This window comes from Thermus thermophilus HB8 (genome assembly GCF_000091545.1).
Lineage (GTDB): Bacteria > Deinococcota > Deinococci > Deinococcales > Thermaceae > Thermus > Thermus thermophilus.
Map to the genome: position 1 here is coordinate 173,857 of NC_006462.1, position 16,434 is coordinate 190,290.

The 16,434-nt window shown below is 71.4% G+C and carries 6 protein-coding genes and 1 CRISPR repeat array (1 of these 7 only partly in view); of the genes, 4 read left to right on the plus strand and 2 right to left on the minus strand.

The features are described from left to right. Positions 1-13: 13 nt before the first annotated feature. From TTH_RS10910 to TTH_RS10925, 4 genes are all read left to right on the plus strand, one after another. A complete protein-coding gene (locus tag TTH_RS10910) occupies positions 14-2,680 on the plus strand; it encodes a DUF11 domain-containing protein (RefSeq protein WP_011229124.1) in 2,667 nt (888 codons plus the stop codon). Between the two features lie 117 nt (positions 2,681-2,797). Further along, on the plus strand, positions 2,798-5,491 hold the full coding sequence (locus tag TTH_RS11750; RefSeq protein ID WP_262409785.1) for a hypothetical protein: 2,694 nt from the start codon (positions 2,798-2,800) through the stop codon (positions 5,489-5,491). Further along, positions 5,488-10,875 carry a hypothetical protein gene (locus tag TTH_RS10920; protein ID WP_011229122.1) on the plus strand — a complete coding sequence of 1,796 codons (5,388 nt, stop codon included), beginning with the start codon at positions 5,488-5,490 and terminating at the stop codon, positions 10,873-10,875. Before TTH_RS11750 ends, TTH_RS10920 begins: the two co-directional genes overlap by 4 nt. Then, positions 10,872-13,862 carry a DUF11 domain-containing protein gene (locus tag TTH_RS10925; RefSeq protein ID WP_011229121.1) on the plus strand — a complete coding sequence of 997 codons (2,991 nt, stop codon included), beginning with the start codon at positions 10,872-10,874 and terminating at the stop codon, positions 13,860-13,862. Before TTH_RS10920 ends, TTH_RS10925 begins: the two co-directional genes overlap by 4 nt. Positions 13,863-13,906: 44 nt before the next feature. Here the strand turns inward: TTH_RS10925 and TTH_RS10930 are convergent, their stop codons facing one another. After that, positions 13,907-14,644, minus strand: a complete 738-nt coding sequence (locus tag TTH_RS10930) for a hypothetical protein (RefSeq protein ID WP_197525145.1) — start codon at positions 14,642-14,644, stop codon at positions 13,907-13,909. 2 nt (positions 14,645-14,646) lie between these two features. After that, a complete protein-coding gene (locus TTH_RS11755) occupies positions 14,647-15,591 on the minus strand; it encodes a TRM11 family SAM-dependent methyltransferase (protein ID WP_011229119.1) in 945 nt (314 codons plus the stop codon). 59 nt (positions 15,592-15,650) lie between these two features. After that, positions 15,651-16,434: a CRISPR direct-repeat array (repeat unit 29 nt; unit sequence CGGTCCATCCCCACGTGCGTGGGGACTAC); it runs 657 nt beyond the window's last position.

A 16,434-nucleotide genomic window follows, 5' to 3' on the forward strand; every position in this document is an offset into this window, starting at 1 on the left:
GAGGAGGTAAAGCATGAAAAGAGTAGGTTTTATCAGTCTTCTGTTAGCCCTGGTTCTGGGGCTGGCCTACGCCATGACCCCGGCGGGCACGGCCATCCAGAACCAGGCCTCGGCGAGCTACATTGACTCGGCGAACCAGCCCCGCACCGCCACGTCCAACCTGGTGACCACCATCGTCCAGCAGGTCTACGCCTTCAGCATCACGCCAAACGGCACCGAGCCTTCCCCGGGCCAGACCAAGAACGCCCTTCCCGGGGGGCAGGTGGTCTTCAGCTACGTGGTGACCAACAACGGAAACGGCACCGACACCATCAACCTCGCCACCGCCCAGGGCACCGCGGACAACTTTGATCTCTTAAGCCCCACCATTTACCGGGATGCCAACTGCAACGGCACCCTGGACGCCGGGGAGACCGCGCCCATCACGGGCGTCACCCTGGGCATGGGCCAAAGCGCCTGCGTCCTGGTCGTGGCCACGGTGCCCTCCTCGGCGACGGGCGGCCAGTACGGGAACCTGAACCTCGAGGGCACGTCCGCCGGGGACGCCACCGTCACCGACACCGACAACTGGGCCCGGGCCGCGGCCACCACCGCCGCTGCCCTCACCGCCAGCAAGGCGGCAAGCCCCGCGGGTAGCGTGAGCCCGGGCGACACGATCACCTACACGATCAGCGGCCAGAACGTGGGCGGGAGCCCGGCCTACGGGATCTCTGTGACCGTGGACAGCACTTCCAAGACGGGCATCCTCATCGCCGACACCATCCCCACGGGCCTCACCGTGAGCGCCACGCCCACGGGCTACGCCGGGGCGGGCACGGTGACCTACGTCTACGACGACGGCACCGGCTGGAAGACGCTCACTTCCTCCGACCTGCCCCTCACCGGAAACGGCACGGTGAAGATCGGCATGCTCATCGAGGGCACGGGCGACTTCTTCCCCGTGGGGGCCCAGTACACCTTCAGCTTCGCCGCCACGGTGCCCTCCGCGGCCAGCGCCGGGACGAGCTACACGAACTCCGCCACCGTCCAGTTTGACGCCAACGGCGACGGGGACGCCGCCGATTCCGGCGAGACCGTCACCACCAACACCACCACCAACACCGTGGGGGCGAGCTACAACGTGGCCGTGGGGCCCTACGGGTACCCCGAGGCGGGGGCTTCCGGCAGCTACACGGCGGGCGGCTACGCCGTGGCCCGTAGCGGCGACACCCAGACCATCGCCAGCGCCTACTCCGGCACCACGGTGGTCTTCCGCCACACCCTGAAGAACACGGGGAACACCGCGGATAGCTTCACCTTGAGCTTCTCCGGGGCGCCTTCCGGCTGGGCCTGCCAGCTCGTGGCGGACGACCTCACCACCCCCATCTCCGGCCCCGTGGGCCCCATTGCTGCGGGCGGCACCTACGACTTCGCCCTGAAGTGCGCCATCCCGGCGAACTACACCACCTCTTCGGCCGTGAGCCTCACCGTCACCGCCACCAGCGTGAACGACACGGCCAAGTCCGACACCACCACGGACACGGTGAACGAGGTGCTCTTGGGGTACGCGGTGGACCTCGCGCGAAAGGACCACGCTGGGGATGGTGACCCCACCAACGACAACCCGCCCGCCCAGAGCGCGAACCCCGGCCAGACGGTCTACTTCCCCGTTGAGGTCTACAACGCCGGGAACAACCCCGACAGCTACACCCTTTCCGCCAGCGTGCCCACGGGCTGGAGCGTGGTCTTCTACCCGGACACGAACTGCGACGGCACGCCCGACGGGGCTCCCGTGACCAACACGGGCATCGTCAACCCCGGGAATAAGGCCTGCTTCGTGGCGGCGGTGAGCGTGCCCGCCGGGACGGCTCCTGGGGCCAACCCCGTGTCCTTCACCGCCACCAGCACCACGGTGGGCACGGTCTCGGACACGATCAGCACGGCGGTCAACGTGAACCTCCTGGCCCAGGTCCGGCTGGACCCCGACCGCTCCGGCACCGTGACGAGCCCGGGCACCATCACCTACACCCACACCCTCCTGAACAACTCCAACGCCCCGGCCTACTGCGACATCTCCGGGGACGGCGGGAGCCACGGCTGGACCTACCAGTACTCCACGGACGGCACGAGCTGGTACGGCGCCCTGGCCGACGTCTACGCGGCCCCGAACGGCGGCACCCAGGCGATCTACGTCCGCGTCCTGGTGCCCGCCGGGGAGCCCGTGGGCCGGGTGGACGTGAACACGGTGACCGCCCGGTGCGACGTGACCACGGGGAGCCCCGACAACACCTACGAGGCCACGGACACGGCCACGGAGACCACCACCATCGTGGGCGGGGAGCTCAGGCTCCAGAAGTCCGTGGACAAGGCCACGGCCTACCCCGGGGAGACCCTCACCTACACCATCGTTGCCGAGAACATCGGCACCGGGGACCTCAAGAAGGTGATCGTCGCCGACCCCGTCCCGTCCTACACCACCTTCGTGAGCGTCTCCGCCACGGCCACGGGCTTTAGCGGCACCTACACCGTCCTCTACTCCACGGACGGCACCACCTGGAGCACGACCGCCCCCACCTCCGTGCCCACGGGCGGCACGGTCTACGTGGGCGTGGACACGAACGGGGACAACGCCATCACCGACGCCGACCTCATGCCCCCGGCCGCCAGGATCACCATCACCCTGCAGGTGCAGGTGCAGTAGGCCCAAAGCCCCGCCCCGGGGGCTTCCCCGGGGCGGGCCCCCTAGGGGGGAAGGCAAAAAGGGGAGAGGAACTTTTTAGCGGGGTTTTCACGTCAGGGGTGAAGGATGGGAAGGGGAATGGGAAGGCGGTGGAGAGGAGCCAGCGGGTGGGCGTTCGCCCTCACCCTCCTCCTCTCCGTCGCCTTCGCCCTCACCCCGGCGGGCACGGTGATCCGCAACCAGGCGGTGGCGGAGGCCTCGGGGGAGCGCTACCTCTCCAACGTGGCGGAGACCCGGGTCCAGGCGGTCTGCCGTCCCCTTCTCTTTCCCGACGGAACCCCGGAGGCCCCGGCCCTGAGGGCGAGCGCCGCTCCTGGGGGCTGGGTCCACCTCCCCTACCGCCTGAAAAACGGGGGGAACGCCCCCTACACCTTCGCCCTGAGCCACGTCCTCCACGGAACCTCCTCCTGGGTGCCCGAGGCGGTGCGCTTCTACTTGGACGTGAACGCGAACGCCCTCTCCGACCCCGGGGAGCCGGAGGTGTCCGAGGTGGCCCTGGGTATGGGGGAGGAGGTGGCCCTGGTCCTGGCCTTGAAGGTGCCCGCCACCGCCTCGGGAAGCCTCTTCATCACCCCCGTGGCCACCTGCCCCGGGGGGGAGGAGGACGGGGAGAACTACGCCCGGGTGGAGGCCTCTGGCATCTTGGAGCCCAGCCTCTTCCTCGCCAAGGCCGCAAGCCCCGCTGCCCTCCTTCCCGGGGAGCGGGCCACCTTCACCCTCACCCTGAGGAACCTGGGGACCGGGGAGGCCAGGGGGCCCATCCTCCTCAGTGACCCTCTTGCGGGGCTGGAAGGGCTCCGCTACGTGCCGGGAAGCGCCCGGGCCCCCAAGGGGATTCTGGAGTTCTTTGACGGCGCGGCCTGGCGCACCGAGGAACCTCCTTCCGTGCTCGGGGTCCGGCTCCGGCTGGAGAGGCTCCTCCCCGGGGAGGAGGCCACCCTCTCCTTCCAGGTGGAGGCCCTCCCCACCGCCTCCCCGGGGCCCCGGGAGAACCGGGCCCTGGCGGAGGGGCCGGGGGGCCCGGCGGAAGGGGTGGCCGTGCTCGAGGTCCTCCCCCTTTACCGCCACCACCTGGGCCCCGGGGGGAACCCCAAGGCCCTGCCGGGGGGAGAGGGGAGCGGGGACGACCTCCAGGAGGCCCGGGGGCTTGCGGGCCAGCCCTACTGCTTCCGCCACACCCTCCTCAACGAGGGCACCGCCCAAGACCGCTACCGCATCCGGGTGGAAGGTGCCCCGGGGCGCCTCCTCACCCTCCAGGGGACGCCCCTCCCCGAGCCCGTCCCCCTGGGGCCAGGGGAGAGCCTGGACTTCCTGGCCTGCTTTGACGCCAAGGAGGCGGGAGTCCTCGAGGCCACCCTGGTGGCGGCCTCCCTGGGGGGCGGCGGGGAGAACCGCACCAGGGACCGCCTGGAGGTCCTCCCCGCCGAGGCCCTCGTCTTGAGGAAGGAGGCGGACCCCGCCCCGGGGACCACCCTGAAGGCGGGGGACCTCTTCACCTACGCCCTGGTGGTGGAGAACCGCTTCGCCCCCCTCCCCAACGCCCGGGTGGAGGACCGCCTGCCCCCATGGGTGGAGTTCCTCGAGGCCAGCGGGGGAAGCTACGATCCGGAAAGCCACGCCGTGGTCTTCCTCCTGGACCCCCTGCCCCTGGGGGAGACCCGCCTATGGGTGCGGGTGCGGGTGAAGGCGGACACCCCGGACGACACCCTCCTCCAGAACCGCTTCACCCTCACCTCCGAGAGCACCCCTAACCCCCTGGTGTCCAACGAGGTGCGCCACCCCGTGCTCTCCGTGAACCTGGCCCTGAGCAAAGAGGTGGCTCCGAAGGAGGCCGCCCCGGGGGACCTCCTCACCTACACCCTGAAGGTCACCAACCCCGCCTCCACTCCCCTGGAGGTGCGCCTCGAGGACACTCCCAACCCCCGCCTGGCCTACCTGGAGGGAAGCGCCCGGGGAGGGCGGTGCGGGGGAAGCCTGAACCCCCTGGAGCCCGTGAGGGAAGGGGCCTCCCTGCGCTGGACCCTCACCCTGGGCCCCAAGGAGAGCTTCTGCCTGGAGTACCGCATGCGGGTCCTCCCCGGGGCCCCCGCCACCCTGGTCAACGTGGCCGAGGCTCAGGGCCTGAGCGCCCAAGGGGCGGCCACCGCCCGGGTCCAGGCCCGGGCCCAGGTGCGGGTGCGGCTTGGCCCCCTGGGCCTGGAGCGGGGGGTGTTGCTGGGCCGGGTCTACCTGGACGTGAACGAGGACGGGCGCTACGACCCCGGCAACGACGTCCCCTTGCCCGGGGCGCGGGTGGTCCTCGCCAACGGCTGGCAGACCCTCACGGACCGGGAGGGCCGCTACGCCTTCCGGGACCTGGAGCCCGGCGTGTGGCAGGTGATGCTGGACCCCGCCTCCGCTCCCTTCCCGCCCCTTCCCCACCCCGAGGCCCTGGGCGAGGGCTACCGCCACGGGGTGCGGGTGCAGGGGCTTAGCGTCTCGGACTTCCCCCTGAAGGCCCCCAAGGGGTTCCTCGAGGCCTACCGGGAGACCACCCTGCGCTTCGGGCCCCTCACCCTGGAAAAGCGCCTCCTTCCCCTGAAGGAGGGCTTCCGGGTGGTCCTCCTCCTTCGCTCCCAGGAGCCCCTGGAGGACCTCACCGTGCGCGACCCCCAGCCCGACGGCACGGAGAAGACCTTCCACTTCGCCCTTTTCAGCGGGGAGGAGGTCTTGGAGTACGCCCTGGAGGAACCCTACATGTCCGACCCCGAGGTGCGCTGGAGGTACCCATGAAGCGGGTTTTTGCCCTCGTTCTCCTCTTGCTTCCCGCTTTGGCCCAGCCCGTGGCCCGCGAGCTCAAGGCCACGGTGGTGGGGGACGGGGTGGGCTGGGAAACCCACGCCTTCCGGATCTGGCTCGTGATCCCGGAGAAGGGGAGGGTCCGGCTGGACCTCTTCTCCCCGGGGTTTGACCCCACGGACTACCGGAGCGCCCTTCTGGGGAAACCGGAGCTAGGGGACGAGCGCTACGACGGGGGGAAGGGGGAGCTTAAGGCCACCTTCCGCCTCTATAGGGACGGGAAGCCCCTCCGGGAGATGGCCTTCGGGGTGGAGCCCCACCGCTGGGTCCCCTTCTTTGAAGGGGAGATGGAGGCGGGCGTCTACCTCTTTGAAAGCGAGCTTCTCGGAAACGGCAAAAACGCCTTCGTCCTCCGCGTGGAGGCCCCGAGCTTCAAGCTGTCTTTGGACCCCAAGCCCCAGCTCATCCTGGACGTCTTCACCCAGACCACCACCCTCCGCCTTCTGCCGGACGAGCGGGGCCGGGTCTGGGTGGAGCCCCTTGGCGTCTACTCCGAAGGCCCCTTGGAGGTGGCCTTCTACGACGAGGACGGCCCCGAGGAGCTTCGCGCCCGGGTGCGCTACGAGGACGGCTCCGTGGAAGAGCGCCCCGTCTCCGGGGACCGGGGGTGGACCACCTACACCAAGCGCCCGGGCCTCGCCCTCTTCGGCTTCACCCAGCCCCCCACGGCCAGGCAGCACTCCAACACCGTGGCCTTCCGGGTGGGGGCCTGCACCTCTTTGGAAAACGGGGTGCTGAAGGCCATCCCCCCAGGGGAGGCCAGGGCGCGGGTGGTGGACGAGGAGGGCAAGCCCCTCCCCGTCCCCGTAGAGGAAAAGGACCGGGTCTTCCGGCCCCTCCTCCCCGAGGGAGCGAGCCTCCTCCGGGTGGAGGCCCGGGGGGCCGTTTTCGTCCAGGAAGGCTGGGCGGAGGTAGGCTGCCCCGGGGGGGAGGTCACCTTCGTGGTCCGCCTTCCCAAGCCTCCCGCGCCCGAAAGGCCCCCGCAGGGAGAGGTGCGCTTCAGGGTGGCGGTGGCCCTGCCCGGGGGCGACCTCCCCGCCAAGGCCACCCTCCGCCTCGGGGACCTCGAGGCCCCCGTGGACGGGGAGAGGACCCTCGCCCTGCCCCGGGGCCGCTACCCCCTGGCCGTCCTCGCGGAGGGGGCCCGGGTGGAGGCCCCCCAGGAGGTGGAGGTCCTCCCCGGAAAGAGGCAGGAGGTCCTGGTGCGCCTCCTGCCGGAGGTGGCCCTAAGCCTCGCCCCCAAGGAGGTCTACCTGCGGGTGGGCGAGGAGGGGGAGGTGGTCCTCACCGCCACCACCCCTTACCCGGGCCTCCTCCCCGCGGAGCTCTCCCTGGAGCTTCCGGAGGGTCTTACCCCCTTGGGGGCCTCCCGGGCCCAGGGGCCCCTCACCAAGGACCGCCCCTTCCAGCTCAGGGTGCGCTTCCTGGCGGAGAAGGAGGGGACCTACGCCCTCTCGGGCCTCCTCGCCCCCTGGGGGCTTAGGGCGGAGGGAAGGGCGGTGGTGGTCCGCCCCGCCACCTTCCGCCTCGTCAAGGAGGCCCTCACCCCCGAGGTGGAGGCCGGGGGGGTGGCCCGCTTCCGCGTCACCGTGGTGAACGAGGGGGACGAGGAGGGGAGGGCCGTCCTCGTGGACCGCTTCCTGGGGACGGAGGAGAGGCGGGAGGTCTTCCTGAAGGCCAAGGAGGGGCGGAGCTACGAGTTCGCCTTCCCCGTGCCCCTCGAGGCCCAAGGGACCCTGGTCAACCGGGCCGAGCTCTCCACCGGGGAGAAGGCCGAGGCCGGGGTGCGGGTCCTCAGGCCCAAGGCCCACCTGGAGCGGAGCCTCCCCCACCGGGTCTACCTGCCCGGGGAGGAGGTGGTCCTTTCCTTCCTGGTGGAGAACCGGGGCGAGGCCCCCATGCGCTACGTCCTGGAGGACGCCTGCCCCGACTGGCTGAGCCCCCTGGAGCCCGCCCGCTTTGAGGGCTACCTCAAGCCCGGGGAAGAGGCCCTCCACGCCTACCGGGCCCGGGTCCTCCTGGGGCCCGAGGCGGAGGGCGCCTGCGCCGCCACCCTGCGCACCCCCACGGAGACCCTGCGGGCGGAGGTGGCCCTAAAGAGGCGGCCTCTCCTCCTGGAGAAGGAGGCGGACCCCCCGCGCCTCCTGGAGGGAGGCCAAGGGGTCTTCCGCCTCCGGGTGAGGAACCCCGCGGACCACCGGGTGGAGGTGGAGCTCAGGGACATCCCGGGCAAGGGCCTCGGCATGGACCCCTGGAGCGAACGGGTGGCCCTGGAGGCGGGGGAGGAGAGGGTCTTCACCCTCCCCTTCCGGGCCGAGGCCGTGGGCGAGCTGGAGAACGGGCTTTCCGCCTTCCTCGGGGAGACCCCCGCCGCCTTCCCCGTCAAGGCCAAGGTGGCCGTCCTCCCCGTCCTCGTCCCCGAGCGGACCTCGGTGGTGCGCCTCCCCTTCCGGGTGGAGGGGGAAGGGGACGCCCTTCTCCTCGGCTTCAAGCCCCCGGAAGGGGCGGAGTACAGCCCGGGCTCCGCCCGGCTGGACGGGAGGCCCGTGGAGGAGCCCAGGGTCCTTCCCGACGGCACCCTGGTCTGGCGCCTCCCCTTCGCCCGGGAGGGCCTCTTGACCCTCACCCTCCTCCACACCCGGGCCCTCCCGCCCCTTCCCGAGCCCGCCCTCACCCTCCTTCGCCTGGACCGGGAGCTTCCCCTCAAAGGGGGGCTTCGCCTGAGGGACTACGAGGGGGCCAAGCCCCTTTCGGCCAAGCGCAAGGGGCCCATCCGGGAGCCCATGGACGGGGCCATCGTGCAGCAGGAGGCCGTGGCCTTGAGGATTGAGGCCCCTCTCGGGCCCATCGCCGTGCGGGTGAACGGCCTCGAGGTGGAAGGCCGCCTCCTGGGGGAGGCCCAGTACGACGAGGAGCGCAAGGTGCAGCGCCTGGCCTACTACGGGGTGCCCCTCCGCCCCGGCAGGAACGTGATAGAGGTGGAAGGCCCGGGCTTCTACGACAAGGTGGAGGTCTTCCGGCCCGGGCCCCCCAAGGACCTCGTCCTGGAGCCCGTGCGCCTCCGGGCGGACGGGCGCACCCCCCTGGAGTTCCGCCTGAAGGCGGTGGACGGGATGGGCCTTCCCACGGGCTTCGGCCTCGCCACCCTCGAGGCCGACCCCGAGCCCATCGCGCCCGACGCCAGCCTCCTGGAGCCCGGCTACCAGGTGCTCCTGCGGGACGGGGTGGGGACGGTGATGCTCAAGCCCCTCCTCACCCCAAAGGAGGTGCGCCTCCGGGCCCGCTTCAACAAGCTGGAGAAGACCTTCCGCCTCTTCGCCGGGGGCGCCCAGGAGCCCCTCTGGCTCGCCCAGGGGAGCGTGGGCGTGGCCTACGACCCCGAGGAGGGGAGGCCCCGCCTCTTCGGCCTCGCCCGGGGCTACGTGGAAGCGCCCCTGGAAGGGGGCTTCCTCCAGGGGGCCCTGGACACCACGGGAGGGCTTTCCCAGACCCCCGAGGCGGGCTTCTTCCCCATCACCGGCTCGGGGGAGGAGGCCCGGCGCCCCCTGGCCTCGGACGACCCCGTGGCCCTGCGCTACACCACCCCCGAGTACACCCTCGCCTACGAGCGGGGCCCCCTGGCCCCGGGCCTAGGGGAGGCCACGGCCCTCCGCCTCGCCACCCGGGGGGACGCCAGGGTGGAGGCCTTCCTGGCCCTCCTCCCCAAGGGGAGCGTGCGGGAGGAGATCGTCCCCGACGGCACCGCCTTCTACCGCCTCTCCGGAAGCCCCGCCCCGGGCTCCCTCCGCCTCTTCCTGGTGGAGGGGGGGAGGACGAGGGCCCTGGAGGCCGGGGTGGACTACACCTACGACTTCCTGAGCGGGGAGATCGTCCTCGCGAGGCCCCTCGCCCCCTTCACCCCCGAGTTCGCCCCGGTGCGCCTCGTGGCGGAGTACGCTCCCCTTTCCGCCCCCAGGGAGGAGCTCGCCCTTGGGGCCCAGGCGGCCTACGAGGCGGGGCCCTGGCGCTTTGGGCTTGGGGGGTACCTGCGCCTGGACCTCCAGGGCTTCGCCTCCCAGGGCTACGCCCTTGGGGCCTCCCTGGCCTATGGGGAGGGGGGAAGCGAGGTGGGCCTCGAGGCCGCCTTCGCGGGGAAGTGGCGCTTCGGCCTCTCCGCCGCCCTAAGCGAGGGGCCCCTCGAGGCCCGGGGCAACCTGGCCTACGAGGAGGGTGGGGAAGTCCAGGGGGCCTTCCGGGCGGCCTACGACCTGGGCCCCGGGGCGGTGGCCCTGGAGCACACCACCCCCGGCCGCACCGGGCTCGTCTACGAGGCGAAGCTCGCCCGGGGCTTCCGCTTCGGCCTGGGGGCGGGCTACGCCTGGCGGGAGGGGGGCCTCTACCTCCTGGGCCGGGCCGCCTACCAGGAGGGCCGGGCCCGCTTCGGCCTCTCCCACGCCTACCTCCTCTCCGGCGGGCAGGAAACCCGCCTGGACCTCCTCTGGCCCCTGGGGGAGGCCCTGGAGGCGGAGGGGAGCCTGGCCTACCTCTGGGGGGAGGGCCTGCAGGGGGCCTTCGGCCTGCGCCAGCGCCTGGGGAGCGCCAACCTGGCCCTCTCCTACCAGCTCCCCACGGCGAGCGGGGAGGGGAACCGCGCCCGCTTCGGCCTGGAAGCCCCCCTCCCCCTCACGGAAAACCTCTCCGCGAACCTCGGCCTCTACGCCCTCTACGCCTTCTCCGGGGGGCAGGGGGAGCTTGGGGGAAGCCTCGGCCTCCGCTACGCCCGGGAGGGCCTGGTGGCCACCTTCGGGGTGGAAGGGGCCCTCGGCCCCAAGCTCACCCTCCGGGGCGGGGCGGCGGGGAGCCTGGACCCCGAGAACACCCTGGGCCTGGACTTCGCCCTCTCCCTCCTCCCCGAGGCCAAGGGGCGCTTCAGCCTGGCCTACGCCCTCCGCGCCTCGGACCTCTCCCTCCTCACCTACCACCGCTACGCCACGGAGACGGGCCTCCTTGAGGGGCAGCTTGCCGCCGCCTACGCCCCCTTCCCCGCCTTCTCCGTGCGCCCCGCCTTCGGCTACCGCTATCCCTTCCCCGACCCCGAAGGGGCCACCTACGCCCTCGGGCTCTACGCCACCCTCTTCCCCACGGAGCTTCTGGGCCTCGGGGGCGGGGCCAGCTACACCTTCCAGCCCGCCACCGGGGCGAGCGACCTGAGCTTCTCCGTGGAGGGCACCCTGCGCCTGAGCCCCCTCTGGCTCTCCCTGGGCTACCAGTTCGGGCCCAGCCTCTTCGCCCCGGAGGGGGTGTACCTGAGGCTGGACGTCTTCGGAGGGAGCCGATGAGCGTCTGGACGAGAACCGCGCCGGTCCTCCTCGTTCTCCTCCTGGGCCTCGCCCAGGCCCAGGTGGTCACGCCCTTCGCGAAGCGCTACGAGACCAACGACCGGGGCGACATCCGGATGGTGGGGAACACCCTGATGTGCGCCTCGGGTTCCGGTGTCTACGGCTGTAACACCAGCACGATGAACAACCCAAGCGCGAACAACAACGTGTCCATGGTCTTCCTGAACGCCGACCCCACCAACCCCTCCTGGCCTAGCGGAAGAGGAGGTTCCAGCGCCGCCCAGCTCAACCTCCCTTCCGGCGCGCAGGTCCTGTGGGCGGGGCTCTACTGGGGGGCGCGGGCTGACCCAAGCGCCTCCGGGCGGAACACCATCTACCTCAAGCCTCCGGGAGCCGTGGACTACCAGGCGGTCCCGGGTACCCTCCTCGGCACCATAACAAATGCGGGCACCCCCAGCTCCCGCCCCTACGTGGCCTTCGCCGACGTCACGAGCCAGGTGCGCTCTGCAGGAAGCGGCACCTACTGGGTGGGCGGCATCCTTGCACAGACGGGAAACAGTGGCCTCGGTTTCTACGCAGGCTGGAGCCTGGTGGTGGTCTACCGCGACCCCAACGCCACCTTAAAAAACCTGGTGGTCTACGACGGCCTGGCGACGGTGAGTGACGGTAACGATGTGTCCATCACCCTCTCGGGCTTCCTCACCCCTTTGGTGGGCGCCGTGAACGCCCGGGTGGGGGCCGTGGCCTTTGAGGGGGACGGGGGCCTCACCGGGGACCGGCTTCTCCTCAACGGCTCCTCCCTGAGCGACGCACAAAACCCGCAGAACAACTTCTTCAATAGCTCCATCTCTTATCTGGGAACCCGCTTCACACAAAAAACCCCGGACTTCGTAAACCAGATGGCGGTGGACGTGGACCTCGTGGACGCCACCGGGAAGCTTTCCAACGGCGCCACGTCGGCCACGGTCACGTTTACTTCCTCAGGGGACATATACTTCCCCGTGGTCATGGCCTTCGCCGTGGACCTCTACCTCCCCGACCTCATCACCACCTTCACCAAGACCGCCTCCGACCTCAACGGCGGAGACCTCCTGGTGGGGGACCACTTGGAGTACGCCGTGAGCTTCAGCAACACCGGGCTGGACGGGGCCACGAACGTGGTGGTGGTGGACCCCATCCCGGCGGGCACCCAGTACGTCCCGGGAAGCCTCCGGGTGGTGCAAAACGCGGCGGCGGCGCCCACCGGCACCTTCACGGACGCCCCCGGTGACGACATCGCCGAGTACAGCCCAAGCTGTCCCGAGGCGGGGGGAGGGCCTTGCGTGCGCTTCCGGCTCGGCACCGGGGCAAACGCCAGCCAGGGCGGCCTCGTCCTCCCCGGAGAAGGGGCGGAGGTGCGCTTCCGGGTACAGGTGCTCCCCAGCGCCGCAGGCCAAACCATCTCCAACACCGCCAAGGTGAGCTACAACGCCCAGACCCTGGGAACCGGCTACAGCCAGGAGGCCACCTCAAGCGCCTCGGTCACGGTGGTGGGCTTCACCCTGGCGGGCCAGGTCTACCACGACCTCGAGCCCAACGGCCTGAAGTCCTCTGGGGAGAGCTGGAGCGACGGGGCCACGGTCTGGGTGAAGCTCCTCCAGGGGGGAAGCGTGGTGGCCCAGGCCCAGGTGGACCCGGGAAGCGGTGTGTTCAGCTTCACGGGGGTGGCCCCGGGAAGCTACACCCTCTTCTTGGACAACAACAACGATCCCTCCGACACCACCCCCACCCCCCCTCCGGGCTGGCTCTTCGTCAACCCCCCCTCGGGTAGCCTCAACGTGAGCGTGTCCCAGGACCTCTCCGGCCTGGACTTCGGCCTCTTCCACGGGGCGAGGCTCGTGGGCACCGTCTTCTACGACGACGGGGAAGGGGGCGGCGCCGCCAACGACGCCTGGCAGACGGGCGGGGAAAGGGGCGTCTCCGGCGTGGCGGTCACCGCCCAGGGAAGCGGCACCCGCTCGGCCACCACCGACGGCCAGGGCCGCTACGTCCTCTACATCCCATGGAACTTCGGCCCCTTCACCCTCTCCCACCCCCTGCGCCCGGCCACGGGCTGGAACGACGGGAGCACCGCGCACCCGGTTTCCGGCTGGAGTGAGGCGCAGAGCCCCGCTTTCCCCACCCTGGACGCGGGGGCCATCGCCGGGACCGAGGTGGCCCGCAACTTCGGCGTGGTCCGGGAAAGCCGCCTCTACCCGCCCCAGACGGGCCAAGCCGCAAGCCCCGGGGTGGTGGTCTACGCCCACCTCTACCGCCCGGGCACCCTGGGAGGCCTCACGCTCTCCCTGGCCAACGCCCCCTCCTGGACGGTCCAGGTCCGGGTGGACGGGAACTGCGACGGGGACTTTGACGACCCGGGGGAGGGCTTCGCTTCCTTGCCCCAGACCCTTCCCGTGGGGCCTTCCTGGCCCCGGGAGGCGGACGGGAGCCTAAAGGCCTGCGCCCTCGAGGTGCGGGTCCTCGTGCCCCCCGGGGTGCCCGCGGGGGCCGTGGACGTGACCCTCCTCCAAGGGGCCCTCTCCTGGGCCAATAACCCCGGGGTGGTGGACCTCCGAAGCCTCGCCGACACCACCACGGTCTCGGGGGGCGAGGTCCGGCTGGAGAAGAGGGTGCGGAACGTCAGCCAGGGCACGGGGTTCGGCACCCTGGGGGAGGGGAGGCCCGGGGAGGTGCTGGAGTACTGCGTGGCCTACCGCAACCTGGGCACGGCCTCCGTGAGCCAGTTCGTCCTCACCGACCCGGTGCCTTTCTTCACGGATCCTCTCCCCTCCGTGCCGGATTACGGGGGAAAGGCCATCCGCTGGAGCCACGGGAGCGCCACCCTCTACCTCACCGCCTCCCAGGGGGACGACGCCGGGGAGGTCTCAGGCGGGGTGGTGAGGGTGGAGGTGGGCAACGTGGGCCCGGGGGAGGCGGGGGAGGTGTGCTACCGGGCGCAGATCCGCTGAGGGGCCGCGTAGGCGGCAACGCCGCTTGGCTTGCTCTCCTGGGGCTACTCCCCCGTCCGGTCCCGGTACCTGAGCCGGGCCAGGCGTTGGGGGAAGGAGAGGTGGGCGGCGTAGGCGGTGCCCTCGCGGGCCACCCGGTCGGAGGCCCAGGCCTCGTAGCGGGCGGCCAGGCGCTCCATGGCCTTCCGGAAGGCTTCCAGGACGGTAAGGAGGGCCAGGGCCCGATCGCTTTCCCCTAAGGGGTGGGCCTGGAGCCTTAGGGCGAGCTCCTTGGCCTCCTCCGCCAGGGCCTGGGCCTCGGCGGCGGAGGCGGCCTCGCGCTCAAGAAGCCTCCCCCCCTCGGCGAGCAGGGCCTCCAGCTCCACCTCCCGCCAGGCCTCGCTGCCCTCGGGGGCGGGCCCGGGGAGGGGAAGGCGGTAGAGGACCGCGCCCCCGGGAAGCCCCTCCTCCACCTCCAGCGTCCGGGCCTCCTCCAGGACGCGCACCAGGGCGTGGAGGGGAGGGAGGCCCATGGGGAGGCCGTAGCGGCGGGCGAGGAAGATGGGGTAGCGGGAGAAGAGCAGGGGAGAGAGCTCCACGGTCCACACGCCTTTCTCCTTCCGCCAGGCCGCCGCCTGGTGGACCTTCGTCCCCACCCGCCAGCGGATGGGGATCCCGTGGGCGAGGGGGGCGTAAACCTCCACCAGCTCCTGCCAGAAGGCCGCCATCTCCGGGTCGTAGCCCCACCCCGAGTAGGCCATCTCCGCCTCGAGGCCGGGGGGCAGGGCAAAGGAAAGGTCCACCCTTACCCCCGGGGCTCCCCCACGAAGAGGTGCCAGTCCTGCCTGCCGTCCTGGCTCACGGCCAGGTGGTAGGAGAGGGGGCGGAAGTCGGCCTCGGCCAGGGCCCGTTCCCACGGGGCGAGGAAGAAGTCGTGCCCCGCCTCCAGGTCCTTCGGGGTGAGGGTCCGCCGGGGCCTGGCCACCAGGACCAGCTTTCCCCCGGGGGCCAGGGTGGGGCGGCAGAGGTCCAGGAAGGAGGAGATGTGGCGGATGTACTCCCCGTAGCGCTCCTCCGCCTCCTCCCGGTACCCCTCCTCCCGGAGCCAGGTGGAGAAGGTGGGCGGGTGGAGGACCACCAAGGCGGCCTCCTTCCGGAAGCGCCGGGGGAGGTCCCGGATGTCGGCCCGCTCCACCAGGGGGCCCCTGGGGGCGATGTCCCCGCCCCAGGCCCGGCGGTCCAGGGCGCGGGCGGCCTCCACCACGGTCCCCCGGCCCGCCATGGGGTCCAGCACGAGCTCCCCCTCCCTCGTGTAGAGCTGGACCAGGGCCCGGGCCACCGCCATGGGGAGGGCCTCCTCCCAGGGCTCAGGGGGGAAGAACCAGACGGGGAGGCGAGGGTCCACCTCCCCCGGCCTGGCCGGGAGGGCCATGAGGGCCTTGGGGTCCTTGCCCGTTAGGTCCTGAAGGGAAAGCTCCCCGCGCTTCAGGAGCCGGTGGAGCCTGTGGGCCTCCCGGAGGGGGAGCCCCCCTTGGAGCGCCTCCCGCAGGGGCTCGGGGAGAAAGGCGATGGGGAGAAGGTCGTGCCGCAGGTACTTCGCCTTTAGGCCCACCCGGGCGGCGAGGGCGTGGAAGCGCTCTTTGGGCCAGGCGAGGAGGGCCTTGGCCACCTCTTGCTCCTCCCCCTCGAGGCCAAGCTCCCGGGCCGTCTTAAGAACCTCGCCGTACACCTCCCAAGCGTTTCGCTTCATGAGGGCAGTCTACGGCCCGGGGAAGCTTCCGTCGGACGGAAGGGTTGCCCGAAGGGGGTCCGTCCATCCCCACGTGCGTGGGGACTACTCGTCCGCAAGCTCGTCGGGCACCTCCTCCGGCGGTCCATCCCCACGTGTGTGGGGACTACGCCGGAGGCCCGGCCCGGAGGGGTCGTAAGACCCGGTCCATCCCCACGCGCGTGGGGACTACGCCCCCGCGGGAGCGGCGCGCCTTGCTAGAGGACGGTCCATCCCCACGTGCGTGGGGACTACGACCGCTTCACGTCCCGGAGTCGTGTCAGGGGCGGTCCATCCCCACGTGCGTGGGGACTACTTGCCATTACTATTACTACCGGCAACATCGCCGGTCCATCCCCACGTGCGTGGGGACTACGGCGTGGCCGGAGGGGGTGCCGAATGGCTAAGCGGTCCATCCCCACGTGCGTGGGGACTACGTGGAGGTCTACGCCGGGAACCGATTTTTCACCGGTCCATCCCCACGTGCGTGGGGACTACGGCCCGGAGCATGGCCTGCAGGACGGCGGAGGGCGGTCCATCCCCACGTGCGTGGGGACTACGGCCCGGGTCCTGGGCCACGGCTGGGCTAAAGGCGGTCCATCCCCACGTGCGTGGGGACTACCGGAGGAGCCACAGGTAGGCCGCCCGGGCCAGCGGTCCATCCCCACGTGCGTGGGGACTACCCGAGTGGGTCGTCCGCCTCGTTGAGTACCCTCGGTCCATCCCCACGTGCGTGGGGACTACGAGGCGCTGCTGAGCCCCAAGGCACTACGGCCCCGGTCCATCCCCACGTGCGTGGGGACTACGCCTCCACACCAGGCCACC

Coding starts and splice junctions, on each gene's coding strand:
- TTH_RS10910 (WP_011229124.1), top strand. CDS start 14: ATGAAAAGAGTAGGTTTTATCAGTCTTCTGTTAGCCCTGGTTCTGGGG.
- TTH_RS11750 (WP_262409785.1), top strand. CDS start 2,798: ATGGGAAGGCGGTGGAGAGGAGCCAGCGGGTGGGCGTTCGCCCTCACC.
- TTH_RS10920 (WP_011229122.1), top strand. CDS start 5,488: ATGAAGCGGGTTTTTGCCCTCGTTCTCCTCTTGCTTCCCGCTTTGGCC.
- TTH_RS10925 (WP_011229121.1), top strand. CDS start 10,872: ATGAGCGTCTGGACGAGAACCGCGCCGGTCCTCCTCGTTCTCCTCCTG.
- TTH_RS11755 (WP_011229119.1), bottom strand. CDS start 15,591: ATGAAGCGAAACGCTTGGGAGGTGTACGGCGAGGTTCTTAAGACGGCC.